Genomic DNA, 20,593 nt, shown 5'->3' on the forward strand with positions numbered 1-20,593 from the left:
TGGTTTGGCGTGTTTGTAGGAGCGAGCTTGCTCGCGATTGCCATGGTCGCTTTGCAGATCAGCTCCGCTGACCGCCGCCGATCACGGGCAAGCCCACGCCTACACGGCGTCGAGCAGGGTTGATGCGATCTCTTTGCGGCAAATCACCAAGCCACCGTGCAGCACCACATCACGCTGGTTGAACACGATGGCCTCGCCGTGCAGGTCGCTCACATGCAGCCCGTGTGCGAGCGCGACGCCGACCGGTGCCGCGGCGTCCCACTCGTTCATGCCGCCCTCGTGCACATAGGCCAGCGCCTCGCCTCGCACCACCGTGAGCGCCTTGGCGCCGGCGGAGCCGACCTGCCATAGCGTGGCGCCAAGCGCGTCCGCCACCGCCTGCGCACAGCGCGGCGGGCGCGAGCGGCTGATGACGACGCGGCGCGCGCTTGCTGCAACGGGCGGCGGCAATGGTGTCCCGGAAGTCACGGGCGCGGTGTCGAACACGTCATCGCGCGCCGGCTGCGAGACTGCCGCAGCAAGCACCCGGCCATCAGCCACCAGCGCCACATGCACCGCCCAGTCGTCACGGCCTTCGCGAAACTCGCGGGTGCCGTCGAGCGGGTCGATGATCCAGACGCGCTTTGCGTGCAACCGCTGCAGGTCGTCGGCAGATTCTTCAGAGAGTACAGCGTCGCAAGGACGTACCTGTGACAGTGCGGCGAGCAACAAGGCGTTGGCCTGCGCGTCACCTGCGTCACCCAGCGCCCGCGCGTCCATCGCGTTGGCGCCGCACGCACGCGCACGCAGGTCGAGCAGCAAGGCCCCAGCGCGTAGTGCCAGCTCGCGAGCCAGCGCAACATCATCGGTGGCGCTGAACAAGCCCAGAACGCTCGTACCAGACACGTCGGCTACCCGTGATTTGGTCATCAGCTCTGTCACCAAAACTCGTATGGATGGGGCCTGTAGCCCATTTTCTCAAAAAGTCGACTTTTAACGATTATTGGATTGAAGCCCATTTCGAGTGCGGGTTTCAGTAAAAAGTCAATTCACATCTGCAGCATGGCTACAGCGTCAAAATCTGCTGCTTCTCATGAATTGTTGGCGCGATGCCTTCGCGTTCATAGACGTCGAAGATCGCGTCGACAATCTCCTGCGGCTCTTCGAGAATCTGCATCAGTTCGATGTCGCCCGGCGAGATCAGCTTGTCGCGCAGCAGGGTCGCGCGCATCCAGTCGTGCAGACCGCTCCAGAACTCGCGACCGACCAGAATGATCGGCATCCGGCGTGCCTTGCCAGTCTGGATCAGCGTCAACGCCTCAGTCAGCTCATCCAGCGTGCCGAAGCCGCCGGGCATGCAGATCAGCGCCGACGACGTGCGCACGAAAGCAAGCTTGCGGTTGAAGAAATACTTGAACGAAATCCCCATGTCCTGCCACGGGTTGCCATGCTGCTCGTGCGGCAACTGGATGTTGAGCCCGATCGACAGGCTCTTGCCCTCGAAGGCGCCGACGTTGGCCGCCTCCATGATGCCGGGGCCGCCGCCCGAAATCACGCTGAAACCCGAGTCCGACAATGCACGCGCGATATCCACCGTGCGCTGATACCAGGGGTTGTCCGCCTTGATGCGCGCCGAGCCGAAGATTGACACCGCGGGCTGCACCGGGCGCAGCTTCTCGGTGGCATAAACGAACTCCGACATAATCTGCAAGGCACGCCATGCTTCCTGCCCCGGCGTGAGATCGGTGGCGCCAACGGCGCTCTTCAGGTGCGCCACCTTCGCCTTCGTGCTCTCGTTATGGGTTGTCTGATCGGTCATGGCTGCTGATTCCCGCAAAAAACTGGTTCTTGTTGACGGTTCATCATACCTGTACCGTGCCTACCACGCGCTACCGGACCTGCGCACCAAAGCGGGCGAACCGACCGGCGCCATCCGCGGCGTGCTGTCGATGCTGCGCCTGCTGGTGACGAACGAAAAGCCCGACTACTTTGCAGTGGTGTTCGACGCGCCGGGAAAGACTTTCCGGGACGACTGGTACCCCGAATACAAGGCCAACCGCTCGCCGATGCCCGACGACATGCGGCCGCAGATCCAGCCGCTTTACGAGATCATCAAGGCGCACGGCTGGCCGCTGATCGTGGAGACAGGCGTGGAGGCCGACGATGTAATCGGCACGCTGGCAAAGCAGGCCGAGGCGGCCAACATCGAGTGCGTGATCTCCACCGGTGACAAGGATCTCGCCCAGCTCGTCACACCGCACATCACGTTGAAGAACACGATGTCGAACGAAACGCTCGACGAAGCGGGCGTGATGGCGAAATTCGGCGTCAAACCAACGCAGATTCTCGACTACCTCACACTGATCGGCGACACCGTGGACAACGTGCCCGGTGTGCCCAAGGTCGGCCCGAAGACGGCAGCAAAATGGCTCGCTGAACACGGCACGCTGGACACCATCGTCGCCCATGCCGACAAGATCACCGGCGTGGTGGGCGAGAACCTGCGCAACACGCTGGAGTGGTTGCCCAAGGGCAAACAACTGCTGACAGTGAAGTGCGATCTTGAGCTGCCCTATGCCCCGGCGACGCTGGCGGCTTCGGCACCGGATACGGCTGCGCTGCTCGGGTATTTCGAGCGGTTTGAGTTCAAGGGGATGGCGAATGAACTGCGGGCGGGCGCCCAGTCGCCCCTGCTGAGCAGCGAAGCTGACAGAGGAGTCGCAGCGTCAGTACCAGACGCGGGCACTAACACCGCAACCAACCCCTCCGCCCCTGCGGGTCACCTCCCCTACATTGCAGGAGAGGCAGGGCAATCGAAGAAACCCCGCCAATACAAAACCATCTTCACCGACGCCGAGCTCGACGACGTCATCGCCGCAATCAACGTCGCTGAACTCACCTGCTTCGACACCGAGACGACGTCACTGGAGCCGATGCTGGCGCAGGTGGTGGGCCTCTCTTTCGCGTGGACGCCGTTCGAAGCCGTGTACATCCCGCTGGCGCATCGCTACCCCGGTGTGCCAGAGCAGCTGCCGCTGGACACAACGCTTGCCAAGCTGAAACCCTGGTTCGAAGATGCCAGCAAAGCGAAGCTGGCTCAGAACGCCAAATACGACGAACATGTGCTGCTCAATCACGGCATTCAGGTGCGCGGCGTTGCGCACGACACGCTGCTCGCCGACTACGTGCTCGAGAGCCACAAGCCGCACGACATGGACTCGATGGCGCTGCGTTTCCTCGACGAGAAGACCATCAAGTTCGAGGACGTAGCCGGCAAGGGCGCCAAGCAGATTGGCTTTGACGAGGTGGACATCGCCCGCGCCAGCGAATACAGCGCCGAGGATGCCGATGTCACCCTGCGTCTGCATCATGAAATCTGGCCGCAGGTGGCGCAGGACGACAAGCTGCGCTACGTCTACGAAAAGCTCGAACTGCCCACGCGCGAGGTGCTGGTGCGCATCGAGCGCAATGGCGTGCTGATTGACGCCGCGCTGCTGCAGAAGCAGTCGCATGATCTCGGCCTGCAGGTCAATGCGCTGGAGCAGAAGGCTTACGAAGCCGCCGGCCAACCGTTCAATCTGGGCTCACCCAAGCAGCTCGGTGAAATCCTGTTTGGCAAACTGGGTCTGCCAGTAAAGCGGAAGACCGCCACTGGTCAGCCCTCGACCGACGAGGAAGTGCTCACCGAGCTCGCCGATGACTATCCGCTGCCGAAACTGATCCTCGAACACCGTTCGCTGTCGAAGCTCAAGAGCACTTACACCGACAAGCTGCCGAAGATGGTGAACCCGCACACCGGGCGGGTGCACACCAACTACGGGCAGGCCACGGCCATCACCGGCCGTCTGTCGAGCAACGACCCGAACCTGCAGAACATCCCTGTGCGCACGCCGCAGGGCCGCGAGATCCGCAAGGCCTTCATCGCGGCGCCCGGTAACGTCATCGTGTCGGCCGACTATTCGCAGATTGAGCTGCGCATCATGGCGCACATCTCGCAGGATGCCTCGCTGCTGGATGCCTTCGCCAAGGGCCTCGACATCCACAAAGCCACGGCGGCAGACATCTTCGGTGTGCCAATCGGCGACATCACCAGCGAGCAACGTCGCTATACCAAGGCGGTGAACTTCGGGCTGATCTATGGCATGGGTGCGTTCGGCCTGGCATCGCAACTGGGTATCGAGCGCAACGCCGCGCAGCAGTTCATCGACAAGTATTTCGCACGCTATCCCGGCGTCGCTGAGTACATGCAGCAGACGCGTGAATCGGCCCGTGCCAAGGGCTACGTCGAAACGGTATTCGGCCGTCGCCTCACGCTGACCGACATCAACGGCGGCAACGGCCCGCGCCGTGCGGGCGCCGAGCGTGCCGCCATCAATGCGCCGATGCAGGGCACGGCCGCCGATCTCATCAAGCTCGCGATGATTGCGGTGGACGACTGGCTGCACGCGGAAAAGCTCGCGACCAAACTCATCATGCAGGTGCATGACGAACTGGTACTCGAAGTGCCACAGGCGGAGCTTGATCTGGTCAAACGCGTCTTGCCAGAGAAGATGACCGGTGTGGCCTCGCTCCGCGTGCCGCTGGTAGCGGAGGTTGGTGTCGGGCCGAACTGGGACGAGGCGCACTAACTCCATTGCCAGTTCAATCCGATGCGTCGTTACTCCTCCTTGCCGTGCGACCGCACTGTCTGCGTCGTCGTGCCTAGCCTCGCCTTGAACTAGCAACGGAGTAGCAACATGTCCCGCGCAGCGCGCACCGCGCTCGATCTGCAGGCTGCCCGCACCGACCTCGAAAAGGAGTTCGGCGAACAGGGCTTTCGCAACGGCATCGGCTTCGTCACCGACAAGCGCATCAACATCGAGTCCGCGCAGATCGACGAAGAGCGCGTCTGGCACCTGGTCGCCAAAGTGCAGGACGGCAGCGGCGAACCTTGTACCACGACGGTGGAAATGGAATTCTTCGAGTTCGGCATCGATCTCTTCGCTGCCGAATGCACCTGCGCCACCCGCCTGAATTGCAAACACGCCGCCGGCCTCGCCTACCTGTGGACGACCATGCAGCCGCAGCGCAACGGCACGCTCACCGGGCAATCAGCCGAGCCGATTGGCGACGGGCTGCCACCCGCTGATTTGCCAGACGCCACAGCCACTGCGTCCAACGCAGCGAGTACAACGCCGGGTGCAACAACCACGCTGCGCACCGGCCTCGCGCCCGAGCTGTCACAGTGGCTGCGCGCCGGGTTCGAGACGACGCCGCGCAGTCGCGCGAACGAGACCGACGCCGAGGACAGCAAGGCGGCGCCTGACATCGTGGCCTATCTGCTCACCGCACGTGGCGAGCTGACCATCGCCAAGGCACGCCGGCTGAAGGGCGGTGAGACGAAGCTCAACGTGCAGGCCGCGTCACTCGCATGGGTCACACACGGCCACGCCACGCCCGCCTATGTGGCGCCCGAGGACGAGCCCATCCTGCGCATGATGGCGGCCACCATCGGCATGCAGTCGGCGCGGCCGGTGCTCGCGCTCAGCGGCGTGATCGGCGCGCAGTTGCTCGACATGGCGCTGGCCACGCACCGCCTATGGCTGGCACCGGATGGCTACACCGACAGCGTAGTGCGCGCCCGCGCGCTCAAGGCGGCCGACGCGCCGTCGCTGGCCGCGCCGCTGGCGATGGGCGAAGCGCTCGACGCGCAGCTGGTATGGGACGCAGTGGAGACACCGCAAGGGCCACGCATGGCGTTGCGCGCGAAGGCCGCGCAGGACGCAGACGCAGCCAGCATGCCGATCATCGCGCTTACGCCGCCGCTGGCGATTGACGCCGCCCACCTGCAACTGCGCCCGCTGAAAACCGCCGTGTCGTCCGCGACGCTGGCCCGTCTTATCGCGTTGCCGCCACTGAAAGCAGACGATGCCACGGCGTGGGCCTTCGTGGACGACGCGCTGCGCGAGCTGCCCGATTTTGCGCTAGTCCCTCGTTGCCCGACCGTTACCGCCGACAACGCGGGGCACGTTGAGCCACCGCTGCCGGTGCCGCAGGCGGTGCTGCGCTTTGCACTGATCGAGTTTGATGTGTCGGTCGGCTGGGGCCGCAATTCGAGCCTGCAGGGCCGCGTTTTCCCGGCGGTGCAACTGCTGTTCCGTTACCCGGACGGGCGCCTGGTGCCCTACCAGCGCAACGGGCTGGATCACGCCATCGAGCAGGAGCGCGTGGGTCGCGAGCTGGTCGGCCAGCGCCTGCGCAATGTGCGGGTGGAATCGCAGTGGGAGATGCGCATGCCGCGCCTGCTCTACACCGCCGACCGCATCGAGCCTTCACTGGCCTACGCCCGGGACATCAAGGCGCTGCGCGAGTCGCTCTGGGGTCTGCCCGATCATGACTGGTCGGGCCGCGGGCCGACGGTGCTGGCGGATGCGCAGATGGCCGGCTTCGCCATCGAGATTGAGGCCGGCTTTCCCATCTCGATGGCCGACATCCCGGAGCCGACGCTGGAGCTGGCACCGGGCACCGAAGTCGGCTGGTACCGCCTTTCGCTCGGCGTGGACATTGACGGCAAACGCGTCGATCTGGCGCCCGCACTCGCCAAGCTGATCGGGGCGCAGAAAGACCCGGAGCAATGGGTGGAGGCGCTGCCCACCATCGAGCATGTGCTGCTCTCGGTGCCGGTACCGGATCGCGCGCTGGCGGCGCAGGTGGTGCGCCTGAGTGGTGAGCGCATCGCGACCATCCTGAAACCGGTATTCGACTGGTTCCACGGCGGTGGTGTGGCACAGATCAGCGAGCTGCAGGCCGCGCTGTTGCCCGATCTGCCGAACTTCACGGTGCGCTATTTTGGTCGCGATCACCCGCGCTGGCTGGCAATGCGCGACAAGCTGCGCGAGGGCGCCGAGCTGGCGCCGCTCACCGCCGCGCCGGGCTTCATCGCGACGCTGCGCCCGTACCAGAACCACGGATTGTCGTGGCTTGCACACCTCTACGAGCTGGGCATGGGTGGCGTGCTGGCAGATGACATGGGCCTCGGCAAGACGGTGCAAACGCTGGCGCATTTGCATCGGCTGCATGGCCCCAAGGCGAAGGCGCCGGGCCCGAGCCTGATCATCGCGCCGACGTCTGTGCTCAGCAACTGGCAGCGCGAGGCCGAGCGCTTTGCGCCAACGCTGAAGGTGCATCGCCATCACGGCAGTGATCGTGCGGAGAGCGCCGCAGCGTTCAGCAACGCCGATGTGGTGCTGACCAGCTACCCGCTGTTGCAGCGTGATGAGAAACTGCTGACCGGCATCGAGTGGAACGTGGTGGTGTTCGACGAGGCGCAGACGCTGAAGAATGCGAAGGCGAAGACCTATGTCTCCGCGCAGTCGCTGCGGGCGCAGCAGCGCATCGCCCTGACCGGCACGCCGATGGAGAACCACCTCGGTGAGCTGTGGGCAATCTTCAACGTGCTGATTCCGGGCCTGCTCGGCACGCTGGAGAGCTTCAACAGCCTGTTCCGCCACCCCATCGAGCAGCGCGCCGACAGCGAACGCATGCAAAAGCTCAAGACACGCATCCGCGCCTTCATCCTGCGCCGCGGCCGCGATCAGGTGCTGGGCGAACTGCCGCCGAAGACCGAATACACGCGCTGGATCGAGTTGGAGCCGGCGCAGGCCGATCTGTACGAAGCGTTGCGCACGGCGGTGCACGAAGACATCCGTCGCGTCATCGAAAAGAAGGGGTTGCGGCAAAGCACCGTGCACATTCTCGACGCGCTGCTCAAGCTGCGCCAGGCCTGCTGCGACCCGCGACTGGTGAAACTGCCGGGCCAATCCGCCCGCGCGATGAACGCCGGCTCGGCCAAGCTCGAATGGCTCGCAACGCATGTGCCCGAGCTGCTGGAAGAAGGCCGCAAGGTGCTGATCTTCTCGCAGTTCACCAGCATGCTCGACCTGATCGGGCGGCAGCTCAACGGGCAGCAGATTCCGTTCGCGCTGCTCACCGGTGACACGGTGGATCGTGACACGCCGATCGACAACTTCCAGTCCGGCAAGGTGTCCGTGTTCCTGCTCAGCCTGAAAGCTGGCGGTGTAGGCCTCAACCTCACCGCTGCCGACACCGTGATCCACTACGACCCGTGGTGGAACCCCGCCGTGGAAGCGCAAGCCACCGCCCGTGCGCACCGCATGGGCCAGGACAAGCCAGTGATCGTCACCAAGCTGGTCGCCAAAGGAACGCTGGAGGAGCACATGCTCACCATGCTCGCCCGCAAGCGCGATCTCGCCGCTGCACTGCTCGACGGTGGCGGCAATGCCCTCACCGGGCTGACGCTGGCGGATGTGGATGAGTTGCTGTCGCCGCTGGCCGCGCCGGATGCGCGGCCAAGTTGATACCGGCCTACCGTGTCTGTCGCAGGATTGGTTGGCGTGCCACCAGCGCGCTTCGTGGCCGCGCGGGGCCAGTCACTTTTCTTGCTTCGCCAAGAAAAGTAACCAAAAGAAGGCGACCCCAGGGATTCGCCTGATTCCTCCGGTGCTCGCAACGCGCGGGACCCGCACAAATCGCCCGATGGCGCGCAAGTCTGCGCGCGGTGGGCTCATGGTCCGGGTCTACGACCGCGCGTTGCTCCGCTCCTCGGGGCGAATCCATGGGGACCCCGTCGAACTGATTCTTGATCGCTTCGCGATTAATCAGATCGAGTCTGGTCGCCTTGCAACGATTACCGGCTGGAAGAGCACGCCGTCAATACGCTTCGTATCCACGAAGCCCGCTTCTGCAAGTATTGATTTGAGCCTATCGATTGAAATCGCGTAGTACCTGCTGCGGTGAACTTCGGTGGTCACTTGTCCATTGGCGAGGTGAGTGGTGAGGTAAATACTCAGGTCGTACTGGTCCCCTTCCCACTCCCACACCTGCACGGCAAAGAATCGGCCACCAGGCACGTAGCGCAGACCGTAAGGACGAACGTCGGGGCTGACACGAGTGATCGTCGCGTAGTCGCGCACCGACATCACGAACACGCCGCCCGGCCGCAGGCGGCTTCGAATCGCCCTAAACGCACGGAGGATGTCACTGTCCGTCAGGAGATGTGGAATGCTGTTGTCACAAGCCACCACTGCAGCAAACGACGACGGGGCGGCACCGTGAAGTACCCGAATGTCATCAACGCTGGTATGCGCTGCGAGCCCACGGTCGTCCAGTTCCTGATTGAGACGTGCTACCGCTACCGGTGAAATGTCGGAAGCGGACACGTCGTATCCGTGCTTGGCAAGTCCAAGCGTCTGCGTGCCGACGCCGCAGGCTGCGTCGAGAATTGGCATCCGCTCAATGACGCCACGTTCAACCAGAAGCGACGAGAGTGCGTGGCCCTGATCAACTATTGCCTGCTCCCAGTCCTCATAGAGCAAGTGATAGCGCGATGCGAGGCCATCATAGAAGTTGCGAACGGGTACTTCGGTTGGTTGCATGCGTTTCTGCACGGAAATACTGAGCGTCAAGACGTTTGGAGCGGAGTGGGGATGCTCGCACTAGGGTTCCCGCGCGTCAAATGCTGGCAATCATGCATCAGCAGCGCAGCCCGGATGCTCGAATCCGGGTTCCCGTGAACAATATCGCGAAGCGATCAAGCATCGGTTCGACGGGGCCCCCATGGATTCGCCCCGAGGAGCGGAGCGGCAGGCGGTCCAAGCGGCGCAGTGTGAGCCCACTGGTTGCGCGTCAGCGCAACATTCGGGCGATCTCTGCGACGCCCGCCTGACGCGAGCACCGCAGGGAAATAGCGAATCGCCTGGGGTCGCCTTTTCTTTGGTGACTTTCTTTTGGCGAAGCAAAAGAAAGTTACTGCCACGCGCGGCACGAGCGCGCTAGCGGCACCCGAACCAACCTCGCGAAGAACACGTTTGGCTGGTATCGGTTTGTGGCGGGTCACTACCCGCCCTACCAGGTTTACGACCCCGGACGCGCTTCGCTTCTCCGGGCTACGGACTACCTGCAGCTAAGCCAACGCCGGCGTCCGGCTCTCCAGCGCCCTCTCATCAATCGGCAGGTGCACGATGGCGGCGAACACGCCTAGCGCGATGGTCAGCATCCACACCGTGTTGTAGTTGCCGGTGACGTCGTACAGTTTGCCGCCGAGCCAGGCGCCGAGGAAGCTGCCGATCTGGTGCGAGAAGAACACGATGCCACCAAGCATGCCGAGGTAGCGCACGCCGTACACCTGCGCGATGATCGCGTTGGTCGGCGGCACGGTGGATAGCCACAAAAATCCGATCGCAGCTGCGAAGGCGTACACCGTCCACTCGGAGAGCGGCAGCGCGAGGAAGATAACGATCACCACCGAGCGCATGAAGTAGATGAACGAGAGCACGTAGCGCTTGGGCAGCTTGCCGGCGAGTACGCCCGCGAGATAGGTGCCGAAGCAGTTGAACAGGCCAACCAGCGCGAGCGCGGTGACGCCGACGCGCGCTGCAATGCCCTTGTCGAGCAGGTAGGGCGTGAGATGGGCGCCGATGAAGACCACCTGGAAGCCGCACACGAAGTAACCGAGCGTCAGCAACGTGTAGCTGCGGTCGGCGAACGCAGTGCGCAGTGCTTCACCCGCGCTTGCCTGCGTCGCGGCGGTGGGTTGCGGCAGCTTGCCTTCGCTGCCGAGTTTGGCGAAATACCAGCCCAGCGGCGCAATCGTCGCGGTGATGACGGCCAGCCCAATCAGCGACGCCGACCAGCCATTCTGGGTGATGAAGAACTGACCGACCGGGATCATGAAGAACTGGCCGAACGAGCCGGCGGCGGCGCTGATGCCAAAGGCCCACGCGCGGCGCTCAGGCGGCACCATCTTGCCGAGCACGCTGTAGGCCACCGAGTAGGTGGTGCAGGCGATCGCCACGCCCATCAGGATGCCGCCCGAAATGGCCAGTGTGAAGGTGTTGCTCAGGAACGCTGTCCAGCCCAGCCCCAACGCGTACAGCACGGCCCCTGCGATCAGCACCCGCCTGGCGCCATAGCGGTCGGCGATGTAGCCGATGAACGGCTGTGACGCGCCCCAGACCAGGTTTTGCAGCGCCACCGCGAACGAGAAAACTTCGCGGCCCCACTTCATGTCGGCCGACACCGGCTGCAGGAAGAGCCCGGAGAACGCGTTGCGCGTGCCCATCGCGATGCCGAGGATGAGCGCCACGGCGAACAGCGCGCGGAAGATGCGTTGGTTGGATGTCATGCGGGCAAACGGGTGGCGACAGAAAGCAGGCGTCAATGCTAGCGACCGGCTTTGCCGTCAGCGCGCAAAGTTTTCAGGCGAGGCTGCGAGCGCGGGAACATCGCCGACTGGCCGGTCGGCTTTTCGATGAAAGCCTTATTTGAAAAGGGCTGATGACGTATTTTTCACGGAAGTCGACTATTGACAGAAATTAGTCCCAAGCCGCTTGCCGCCGTCGATTCAACTGAAAGTTGCTTTCGCCAGCCGTACCAACAGACGCAAAAAAGCGCGACGAATCGCGCTGCTGTGTTGCCCAGTCGATCGGTGAAATCAAACGTCCGGATTCACCAGTTGATGCTGCACGGCGTATCGCACGAGATCAACCACCGATTGCGCGCCGAGCCGCTTTTGCACGGTAACCTTGTGGGTGCTGACCGTTTTCACGCTCAGGTGCAGATCTTTCGCGATGTCGGTGACCGATTCGCCGCGCACCAAGCGGATGAAGATGTCGTACTGCCGCAGCGAGAGTTGGGTGTGGGGCTCACCCTCGTTGCTGGCGACCCGCTTTTGCACCGGTCGCAACATCGATTGGTGGATGGCGTCGAGAATCTCGGCCGGGCGCGAATCCTTGGCGACGTAGCCCGATGCGCCCAACGCGAGCGCGCGCTCCTTGTGCGAGACCGGGTCGTAGGCAGTGAACACGATCACGCGCAACTCGGGCGCTTCGTCCAGCACTTGACGCAACAGCGACAGCCCGGCGCGGCCGGGCATGGCGAGATCCAGCAACAGAACGTCAACGCCGCCCTTGCGGATCAGGGTGATGGCGGATTGACCATCTTCGGCTTCGCCCACCACCTGAATGCTGCGGTCGGACGAAAAGATGCCGCGCACGCCGGCGCGGACAATGGGGTGATCATCCGCGATCGCAACACGAATCTGCGGACTGACAGTATTTGCACTCATAACCCTCTATTTTCCTGTAATCCGCGTCACAAAATGGCCAAACCTGCAGCGAATGGGCACATTCAGACCACTCCTATCACGTTGTCATGGTGCGCCGTTGGCGGTGTTGACGGCGCGCAAGACAAACGTTGACAGGCGGTAAATGGTGGACAGCTGGTAGGTGCGACTGACCGGCCATTGGCATCGCGTCAACGACCGGCATTACCGCTGTAACGCCGGGCGCTCCACGCTGCCAGTGCCAGACGAGTGGCAGCAGCAACCGTGTCCATGTTGCCAATCGTCGCGTCATCCGGCGCGTCGCAAACGCTGCGCGCTGCGCGGGCCAGGGCACTTGCGCCGACCGCAGACGCAGCGCCGGCGAGCGCATGGGCGCGGGCCGCAGTGGCGCGGGCATCGCCCTTTTTCCACTGGCTGCGAACCGCAGCCACGTCGTCTGGCAAGCCCTGCAGGAAGCGGGCAATCAGGCGCTCAAGGAATGGCTCGGCAGCACGCGATTCGAGGTCAGCCAGTGAATTGAGCGTCTCCTCGTCCAGCGCCGGTTCGCCGATCACTGTCGATGATGCGGTCGACGCCGCCGACGGCTCCCGGCCCTTCGTCGCTTCGCGAAGTGCGGCATCGAGACTGAACACGGTCGCCGGCTTGGTCAGGAAGCCGCGCATACCGGCGGCCGCGCACATCGCACGGTCGGCATCGCTGACACTGGCGGTCAGGGCGATGATGGTTGGAGCCGGTGCCGCATCCCTGTCTGCGGCCCGTTCGGCAAAACGGTGCAGGATGCGTCGGGTTGCTTCAATGCCACCGATACGGGGCAGATTGAGATCCATCAGCACCACATCAAAGTGGCCGCCTTCACACGCCGCGATCGCATCTTCACCGTCGCCTACGGCGGTCACCTGGTGACCAAGCTGTTCGAGCATGATGCCAAGCAACTCGCGGTTGACATCGTTGTCTTCCACCACCATCACTGCCAATGGGCGCAAACGCCCCGGCCCGCGAGTTGCCTCCAGCCCGGCGCTGGCAGCGCCGGTCAGCGGTGTGTCGGCAGCATGATGTGCGCTGTGCCCCGGCAGATCAGAAACGGCGGCAAGCGGCGCAGGTGATTGCGCAAGAACGGTGAATGTCATGTGGGTGCCCTTGCCGGGCTCGCTCTTCATTTCAATGGTTCCGCCCAGCGCCTTCACCAGCAGTGAACAGATCACCAGGCCGAGGCCGCTGCCCGTCGCAACTGCCTGCACTGTGCCGCTGCCACCCTGCTGGAACGGCTGGAACAGGCGCTGCTGCGTCTCCGAGTCGATGCCCGGCCCGGTGTCCGCCACACTGAAGCGCAGCAGATGCGGCTCGTCCGGGCGCGCGGGCGCATCGGCTGTCACGGTCAGTCGCACTTCACCCGCCGCGGTGAACTTCATCGAGTTGCCGAGCAGGTTGATCAGAATTTGCCGCAGCATGCCGGCATCAGTGTGAATCCTCGGCGGTACCGACGGTTCGACATTGACCACCAGCCGCACGTCTGGCCGCGTATAGGCAGAGAGCACCACGCGCTCGGCCTCACCAATGCAATCGCGCAGCCCGAAACTGCTGAGCACCGGCGTGACCACACCCGCCTCCAACCGCGAATACGACAGCACGCCGTCGATCAGCGTCAGCAGCGATTTGCTGGCAGCATCGATGGTTTCCACCTCCTCGGCACGAACGCCAGCGTCTCGCCGCGCTGCCAGCAACTGGCTGGCCCCGACCACCGCCTGCAGCGGCGTGCGCAACTCATGGCTCAGAATGGCGAGGAAGCGGGCCTTGTCCTCGGCCGCTTTCTGCGCCGCCTGCGACGTGTGCCGCAGCTCGCGCTCCAGCCGTTCCCGGCGCAGGATCTCTTCGGTGAGCGTGAGGGCAACGCTGAACAAGCCATTGATTTCAATGGTGACGGTGAGTGCGGCGAGTCAAAGTTACGCACGACGAGATTTTTGGGCCGCAGTGGTCCGATTTCGCTCCAATGAGTGCCGTATCGGCCCCACGGGCGTGCTTTACGCCCACTGCGGGCGCACTCATGCCATCAGGCGCTTGCGCGCCAGGTAGATGTTGGCCAGACCGAGCGCCACGAACGAGCGCGTCGCGTTCTTCGCCAAGCCACGGTAGCGCACCTTGCTGAAGCCCCACAGCCGCTTGACCACCGCGAACACGTGCTCCACACGGGCGCGCACCCTGGACTTGTTGCGGTTCTTCGCCCGCTCGACTTCGTCTATCTCGCCACCGCTGCGCACCCGCTGGTTGGTGAAGTCCCGCGCCTGTGGCGCCTTCGAGCTGATCAACTCCTTCTGGCTGGCATAGGCGCTGTCGCCGTACACGCGCCGCTCGGCTCCGTGCAGCAGCTCAGGCAGCGGGTGCTTGTCGTGCACGTTCGCCGCAGTCACCACCGCGCTGTGCGTCAGCCCTGTGCGGCTGTCCACCCCGATGTGCATCTTCATGCCGAAGTACCACTGCTGGCCCTTCTTCGTCTGGCACATCTCGGGATCACGCGCCTTCTCGGCGTTCTTCGTCGAACTCGGGGCGCCGATGATGGTGGCATCCACAATCGTGCCCGTACCTACCTTCAGCCCCCGCTCCTGCAGTACCCGACCGACCGTGGCAAACAGTTGCTCGCCCAGCTTGTGCTGCTCCAGAAGACGGCGGAACTTCAACAGCGTCGTGCCGTCGGGCACGCGCTCGCGGCCAAGGTCGATACCCACAAAGCGGCGCAGTGCCGTGCTGTCCAGCAATGCCTCCTCGCAGGCCTCGTCTGCCAGGTTGAACCAGTGCTGCACGAAGTACATGCGCAGCATGCGCTCCAGCCCAACCGGCGGGCGCCCATTGCCCGGCTTGGGATAGTGCGGCTCAATGACGGCGCACAGTTCGGACCACGGCACGATCTGCTCCATCGTTGCGAGGAACACGTCGCGCTTGGTTGCGCGCCGGTACTGTTCAAATCCGGCACCTTGATCGGCCGCTGCAGCTAGAGTCTGTTGCTTCATACATTCATAACGTCGCTACAGCTCTACGGTGGACTTGTTCAGTGTTGCCTGAGGTTCTGCTCGGCGAGCTGGGTGGTCCGACGCTCGACGCGGTCTTCCAGTGTGGCGTTGAGCTGCGCGAACTGGTCGTTCTGGTTACGGATGGTCAGCAGCGATTGCCGCAGGCGCAGCACCATCTCGCCAAACGCCTGCGCCAGCACACCGGTTTCGGCCAGCGCGGTAACCGGCATCGTCGCCGGCAAGCCGTCAGCCGAAGCATCGCGAGTGGCCGCCACCAGATGATCGACGTCACGCGTGACCCGGCGCAACACCCAGAGCCCGAGCATCAGCGCGGCAGCCAGCGCGGCGAGGATGACGAAGAACATGCCGACCGCGTTCTTCACGATCGGCGCGGTGAAATCGCTGCGCGGGATGGCGACCACGATGTCCCAGTCGATGCCGTCGATGCTGCCGACATGCCGCGAGGCAACGTCGACCGACTCACCAGTGGAGGTGATCAGATCGATGTTGGGCGATGCCGACCCGCGTCGGCCGGACACCCGCCACCACTGGGCTGCCGCCCGCACCAGCTCGAACTGGCTGTCGCGGGCCGCGACCCGCTTCTGCACGCCATCTTCGTTGCGGAACGGCTGCTCCGGCGTCGATGACGCCACCAGCATGCCATCGCGATCAACAATGAAGGCGACCCCGTTGGCGCTCACCGCCACGGTCTTCATGAAGGTGCTCAACTCGGAGAGCTCAACGTCGGCTGCAAGCACGCCGAACAGGGTGCCGCTCGGGCTCACCACCGGTTGTGCCGCCGTGGTGACCAGCGCACCGGAGGCGAACGACACGTACACCGGCGTCCAGGTCAGGCGCTGCGCCGCCTTGGCGAGCTGATACCAGACGCGACTGCGGGCATCGTAGACCCGCGACTCGGTTTCAATAAGCCGGGTGCGGTCGCCCGGCGCCCGGGCCGAGTAGATGGTTCGTGGCTCACCACCCGATTTCTGCAGGCGGACCGTGGCTGCCGCGCGCGCGCCGGGGCGCCCGCGGTCGACGCCGACGAAGCTGCCGTTCTCGCGACCGAAGTAGAGATAGCCAGTGGTGCGGGTGTCGGCGGTTAGTTCGAACAGTTTGCGTTCAAGCCGCTCATCGTCGATAAACATGTCGAGCGAGGCGTTCTGGTTAACCTCGCTGTTCGGAAAGGTCGAGCGCAGCGTGATCGCCGCTTCTTCGAGCTGGTGCACCGCCGCCTGCCCGACCCTGGCAGAGATGTCCTCCATCAGCTGTCGCGACAGTACATCGACGGCCTGCAGGCCGGTATAGAGCAGTGACCCGGCGATCACCATGGCGGGCGCCACAATCAGCAGAACAAACGGCACCGTCAACAGTGTGCGCAGCCGCAGCGCGCGTGGCCGGTTTCCGGAAGCTGGCAGGCTGACGGCGGATTGAGTGCTGGAACGGGTGTCTGCCGGCGCGGCAGCAACCGTACGTCCGCCAACGACATCGCCAGCGACGTTGTCTGCGGCGGAATTCGGAGGCGGTGAACGGTCACTCATGGGACGGCAGCGGGCAGTACTACCTGACTTTTACCACCACGCCGCGCACAACCGTGGTGCGGCCCCGCTGCGCCTACTTCTCGAAGAAGTCCTTCAGTTTGTCGAAGAAGCCCTTCTGCTTCGGGCTCTGCTTGGCCGCATTCTTCTCGCGAATTTCCTCGAATTCGCGCAGCAGTTCCTTCTGCTTCGAGGTCAGATTCACCGGTGTTTCAATCTGCACGTGGCAGTAAAGGTCACCCGTCACGCTGCCGCGTACCGGGCGGATACCCTTGTTCTTGAGGCGGAATACCTGACCCGACTGCGTCTCGGACGGAATCTTCAGCAGCGCCTTGCCATCCAGTGTGGGGATTTCCAGCTCACCGCCAAGCGCCGCAGTGGCGAACGAAATCGGCATCTCGCAATGCAGGTCAGCGGCGTCGCGCTGGAACACCGCGTGCGGCTTGATTTGTACTACGACGTAAAGGTCGCCCGACGGCCCGCCGTTGGTGCCCGCCTCGCCCTCGCCCGACAGGCGGATGCGGTCGTCGGTGTCGACGCCGGCTGGAATCTTGACTTCCAGCGTCTTCGACTTCTTGGTGACTCCCGCGCCGTGACAGGCCTTGCAGGGGTGCTTGATGATCTTGCCGCTGCCGTGGCACTGTGGGCAGGTTTGCTGCACCGAGAAAAAGCCCTGCGATACCCGCACCACGCCCGCGCCCTTGCAGGTGGGGCAGGTTTCGGGGTCGTGGCCCTTCTCCGCCCCGGTGCCGTGGCAGACCTCGCAGGTCTCGGTGGTCGGGATGCGCAGCTTGGTGGTGGTACCGCGCGCCGCTTCTTCCAGCGTGATTTCGAGGTTGTAGCGCAGGTCGGAACCACGGAACGGCGAATCGGCCCGCTGCTGGCGGCCACGACCACCGCCAAAGATTTCGCCGAAGATGTCGCCAAAGGCGTCGCCGAAGTTGCCGCCCGAGAAGCCGCCGAAGCCGGCACCGGCTGCTGCCTGCGGATCAACCCCGGCATGGCCGTACTGGTCGTAGGCCGCGCGCTTCTTGGCGTCGGAGAGGATCTCGTAGGCTTCCTTCGCCTCCTTGAAGCTTTCCTCGGCGGCCTTGTCACCCGGATTGCGGTCCGGGTGGAATTTCATCGCCAGCTTGCGATAGGCCTTCTTGATCTCGTCCTCGGACGCCGATTTCTCCACCCCGAGGACGCTGTAGAAGTCTTTTTTTGCCATTCTTGTTCTGCACACGCACTGGCTGGCGCTGCGAGGCGCCGCACAGTGTCAAAACCATTGAGTTAGCGGGGGATTTGGGCGCAGATCGGCAAATTTCAAGAAGCCAGCGCCGGCCGCCATTGATCAATCAGCCGATATCGAAAAGCTGACTGCCCCGAATTCTGCCGGAAGCGGCTCCCAGCGCTCGCGCATGCGCCGCATTGCCTCGGCCGGCACATCGTGCACATTCGGCCATGTGCCGGTGCACTCCACCACGCAAAACGACCGGTTGGCAAGGCGCGCAGCCCCGATCACCGCTGCCATCTCCCACAGGCGCACGTGGGTGTTGGCGACCACCACGCGCCGGCCCGCCTGCAGTGCCGCCAGCGCATCACGCGCCACGATGGCATGGGCGTCGGCGACCCGGGCCGGGTCGAAACGGTAAACGCCGTCCACCACGAAATGGTGGTCCGCTTCGAGATGAATAAAACCGTGCTCCAGCGCCAGCCGTTGCGCCAGCGTGCTCTTGCCGGTGCCGGGCAGGCCACGCAGCAGCACGCAGTGGAATTCGGCTAGCGCCGCAAGATCGTCGGGAGACTTGAGCATCGGCGCCGTTCTATCACCGAATCGTGGACAGCTAGAAGTTCATCGCCAGCGTCAACCGGAATGAACGCGACTCGACCGGATGAAAGTGAATCGCATCCACGCCGGCAACAGCCTCGCCCGGCAACCGCGACGTGTAGTAATAGTCAATCGCAGACGCTCTGCGGTTGGCCAGATTGAAGCCTTCGAGCTCGACACGCATCTTGGGCGACACCCGATAGCCAAGGCGCGCGTTGAATACGATCGTGCTGCTGGAGCGGACACTGTTGTCTTCCAGCAGCGGTCTTGGCCCGAAGTATCGCAACTGCGCTGCACCGAACCACGGACCGAGGTTGTCCACCGCGATGGCCAGCGACGCCACGCCCTCGACGGCACCCGGGATGCGATTGCCGGTAGGATCAGCGTCGCGGAATCGCGCGCGGGCGAACGCGACGTCGGCATCCACGGTCAGCCAGTTGCCGAGCTTGTAGTAATTCGCCAACTCAAAGCCGACTCGTCGACTGGGCCGGCTCGCCTCGGTGGTACCGGCGTCGCCGACAAACAGCAATTCGGACGCGAGATCGAGCCGGTAGATCGCCAGCGACGTTTGCAGACCGGGCAGCCAGTTGCCACGCACGCCCAGCTCGGCCCCGCGCGAACGCACCAGCGGCGTCACGCGGTCCGCCGCGTCGCCGGTTTTTGGGTCGACGCGGATCGTCGTACCGCGCGCATCGTTGCTGTGAAAGCCGCCGCCTGCATTGACGTAGAACTCGGTACTCGCCCACGGCCCGGCGACCAGCGAGAGCTTCGGATTGACGATGGCTTCGCGAGCGGTGCCGCTATTGACAGCGTTATCGCTGTTCACCTTGAAGCGGTAGGCATCCGCCCGCAACCCGGCGACCGAGCGCAGCCACGGCGCCCATCTCGTGGCGTTCTCGCCATACAGGGCGAGGCTGCTCTCGACGATGTGATCCTGTCGCGTCACGCCAATGGTCTGCCGAGCTCTGGTGCTGAGCAGGCCGTTGAAGATGTTGTCGCTCTGCGCCTGCATGCCAACCGTGTTCTCTGATTCGCTCCCCAGCCCTACCTGCTGCCAGGTATGGCGCAGGTTGAGCCCCGCAGTGCGGCGGCGGTCCGGTTGCGCGAACTGGTCGCCATCGACCGGGTTGTCGAGAACGTAGGTGAAATTGGAGAACAGCGCGAGCTGGTTGTCGATCAGGTAGGCATTGGCCTCCGTACTCGACTGCACGTCGCTGCGCCGCCATGCACCCGACAGGCTGTAGCGATGCGCGGCGCCGCCGTCGGTTGGGTCAATCGCGTCGAATCGGCTGCGGATCAGCCCGGCGTCGATGGCGCGTTGCGTGATCTGGTCGCTCGAATTCCAGCTTGCCTTGTACGCCATCGCGGTGACGTTGAAGCCATTGCCCGCGTCGCCGCGACCATAGCGCAGCACGCCGTTGAGCTTGCGGAAACGATCCGGATGCACGAACGGCCCGTCGTTGTTGAGCCATTCAATGGCATAAAGCAGTCGGCCATCGGCGAAGGCCGGCGAGTCGGCAATCAGCGCGCGGCGATAGCCGTTTTGCCCGACCCCGAGCGAGGCAATGCCTTGCGGAAGGGCATCGGCGTATTTGAGATGCACCGCACCGGCCGACGAGAAATCGCCCTCGCTCGCAAAGTACGGCCCCTTGCGATATTCAAGACGGCTGGCCAGCTCGGGAATGACGAAATTCACATCCGTCCAGCCCTGACCGTGCCCATGCGATCGCTGGTTCACCAGCATGCCGTCCACCGTCGTACGCAGGTCGGTGCCGTGATCGAGATTGAAGCCACGCAGGTAGAACTGGTTGGCCTTGCCCTCGCCGCTGTGCTGGCTGACGATCAGGCCCGGCACCGATTCCAGCAACTCGCCGGGCCGATAGACCGTGCGCGCTTCAAGCTGCTTTTGCGTGACGGTGCCCACGCTTGCAGCATCAGCCACACCGATGCTGGTCACATTGCCGGTAACGACAACCTTCTCAAGTGCCTGCTCGCCGCCAGCAAAAACTTCCGGCGCGAAAGCGATGCAGACGACGAGAAATGTGGTTCGATGTAGTGGAGAGCAGTGAGCGAATATCATGCGGATCAGCGAAGCAAGCGCCGCGCCACAGGGCGAGAGCACCGCCCATTTGACCGCACA

Annotated in this window: 13 protein-coding genes; 2 read left to right on the forward strand and 11 right to left on the reverse strand. The window is 63.9% G+C overall.

Annotated features, from left to right (window positions below; translation table 11 throughout):
• Positions 1 to 99: 99 nt before the first annotated feature.
• Together FKL89_RS14655 and FKL89_RS14660 are read right to left on the reverse strand one after the other, a co-directional pair.
• On the reverse strand, positions 100 to 909 hold the full coding sequence (locus tag FKL89_RS14655) for an inositol monophosphatase family protein (RefSeq protein WP_156863510.1): 810 nt from the start codon (positions 907 to 909) through the stop codon (positions 100 to 102).
• 136 nt (positions 910 to 1,045) lie between these two features.
• Positions 1,046 to 1,798, reverse strand: a complete 753-nt coding sequence (locus FKL89_RS14660; protein WP_156863511.1) for an LOG family protein — start codon at positions 1,796 to 1,798, stop codon at positions 1,046 to 1,048.
• On the opposite strand from FKL89_RS14660, the gene polA reads away from it, so the two are divergent.
• Both polA and FKL89_RS14670 read left to right on the forward strand, forming a co-directional pair.
• Complete coding sequence (polA, locus tag FKL89_RS14665; RefSeq protein ID WP_156863512.1) at positions 1,797 to 4,607, forward strand: DNA polymerase I; 2,811 nt, start codon at positions 1,797 to 1,799, stop codon at positions 4,605 to 4,607. The genes FKL89_RS14660 and polA overlap by 2 nt on opposite strands.
• 108 nt (positions 4,608 to 4,715) lie before the next feature.
• Positions 4,716 to 8,336, forward strand: coding sequence for a DEAD/DEAH box helicase (locus tag FKL89_RS14670; protein WP_156863513.1), 3,621 nt, complete (start codon positions 4,716 to 4,718; stop codon positions 8,334 to 8,336).
• 300 nt (positions 8,337 to 8,636) lie between these two features.
• On the opposite strand, the gene FKL89_RS14675 is transcribed toward FKL89_RS14670, so the two are convergent.
• From FKL89_RS14675 to FKL89_RS14715, 9 genes are all read right to left on the reverse strand, one after another.
• Complete coding sequence (locus FKL89_RS14675; RefSeq protein ID WP_156863514.1) at positions 8,637 to 9,413, reverse strand: class I SAM-dependent DNA methyltransferase; 777 nt, start codon at positions 9,411 to 9,413, stop codon at positions 8,637 to 8,639.
• 527 nt (positions 9,414 to 9,940) lie between these two features.
• Positions 9,941 to 11,161, reverse strand: a complete 1,221-nt coding sequence (locus FKL89_RS14680; protein ID WP_156863515.1) for an MFS transporter — start codon at positions 11,159 to 11,161, stop codon at positions 9,941 to 9,943.
• A 309-nt stretch (positions 11,162 to 11,470) separates the two neighbouring features.
• Complete coding sequence (locus tag FKL89_RS14685) at positions 11,471 to 12,103, reverse strand: response regulator (RefSeq protein ID WP_156863516.1); 633 nt, start codon at positions 12,101 to 12,103, stop codon at positions 11,471 to 11,473.
• A gap of 188 nt (positions 12,104 to 12,291) precedes the next feature.
• A complete protein-coding gene (locus FKL89_RS14690; RefSeq protein WP_156863517.1) occupies positions 12,292 to 13,998 on the reverse strand; it encodes an ATP-binding protein in 1,707 nt (568 codons plus the stop codon).
• A gap of 141 nt (positions 13,999 to 14,139) precedes the next feature.
• On the reverse strand, positions 14,140 to 15,102 hold the full coding sequence (locus FKL89_RS14695; RefSeq protein ID WP_156863518.1) for an IS5 family transposase: 963 nt from the start codon (positions 15,100 to 15,102) through the stop codon (positions 14,140 to 14,142).
• A gap of 38 nt (positions 15,103 to 15,140) precedes the next feature.
• The gene (locus tag FKL89_RS14700) at positions 15,141 to 16,643 is read right to left on the reverse strand and encodes a cache domain-containing protein (protein ID WP_156863519.1); all 1,503 of its coding nucleotides are present in this window, start codon (positions 16,641 to 16,643) and stop codon (positions 15,141 to 15,143) included.
• A gap of 73 nt (positions 16,644 to 16,716) precedes the next feature.
• Positions 16,717 to 17,853, reverse strand: coding sequence for a molecular chaperone DnaJ (gene dnaJ, locus FKL89_RS14705; protein WP_156863520.1), 1,137 nt, complete (start codon positions 17,851 to 17,853; stop codon positions 16,717 to 16,719).
• Between the two features lie 123 nt (positions 17,854 to 17,976).
• Positions 17,977 to 18,438, reverse strand: a complete 462-nt coding sequence (locus FKL89_RS14710; protein ID WP_156863521.1) for an ATP-binding protein — start codon at positions 18,436 to 18,438, stop codon at positions 17,977 to 17,979.
• Positions 18,439 to 18,469: 31 nt separating this feature from the next.
• Positions 18,470 to 20,533 (reverse strand): TonB-dependent receptor, encoded by a 2,064-nt coding sequence (locus tag FKL89_RS14715; RefSeq protein ID WP_156863522.1) that lies wholly within the window; start codon positions 20,531 to 20,533, stop codon positions 18,470 to 18,472.
• Positions 20,534 to 20,593: the final 60 nt, after the last annotated feature.

Source organism: Casimicrobium huifangae (assembly GCF_009746125.1).
GTDB lineage: Bacteria > Pseudomonadota > Gammaproteobacteria > Burkholderiales > Casimicrobiaceae > Casimicrobium > Casimicrobium huifangae.

Excerpts from the sequence above, each read along its gene's own strand:
- FKL89_RS14700 (WP_156863519.1), bottom strand. The coding sequence starts at position 16,643 with ATGAGTGACCGTTCACCGCCTCCGAATTCCGCCGCAGACAACGTCGCT.
- FKL89_RS14680 (WP_156863515.1), bottom strand. The coding sequence starts at position 11,161 with ATGACATCCAACCAACGCATCTTCCGCGCGCTGTTCGCCGTGGCGCTC.
- FKL89_RS14685 (WP_156863516.1), bottom strand. The coding sequence starts at position 12,103 with ATGAGTGCAAATACTGTCAGTCCGCAGATTCGTGTTGCGATCGCGGAT.
- FKL89_RS14660 (WP_156863511.1), bottom strand. The coding sequence starts at position 1,798 with ATGACCGATCAGACAACCCATAACGAGAGCACGAAGGCGAAGGTGGCG.
- FKL89_RS14695 (WP_156863518.1), bottom strand. The coding sequence starts at position 15,102 with ATGAAGCAACAGACTCTAGCTGCAGCGGCCGATCAAGGTGCCGGATTT.
- FKL89_RS14710 (WP_156863521.1), bottom strand. The coding sequence starts at position 18,438 with ATGCTCAAGTCTCCCGACGATCTTGCGGCGCTAGCCGAATTCCACTGC.
- FKL89_RS14715 (WP_156863522.1), bottom strand. The coding sequence starts at position 20,533 with ATGATATTCGCTCACTGCTCTCCACTACATCGAACCACATTTCTCGTC.
- FKL89_RS14655 (WP_156863510.1), bottom strand. The coding sequence starts at position 909 with ATGACCAAATCACGGGTAGCCGACGTGTCTGGTACGAGCGTTCTGGGC.
- polA (WP_156863512.1), top strand. The coding sequence starts at position 1,797 with ATGGCTGCTGATTCCCGCAAAAAACTGGTTCTTGTTGACGGTTCATCA.
- FKL89_RS14675 (WP_156863514.1), bottom strand. The coding sequence starts at position 9,413 with ATGCAACCAACCGAAGTACCCGTTCGCAACTTCTATGATGGCCTCGCA.
- dnaJ (WP_156863520.1), bottom strand. The coding sequence starts at position 17,853 with ATGGCAAAAAAAGACTTCTACAGCGTCCTCGGGGTGGAGAAATCGGCG.
- FKL89_RS14670 (WP_156863513.1), top strand. The coding sequence starts at position 4,716 with ATGTCCCGCGCAGCGCGCACCGCGCTCGATCTGCAGGCTGCCCGCACC.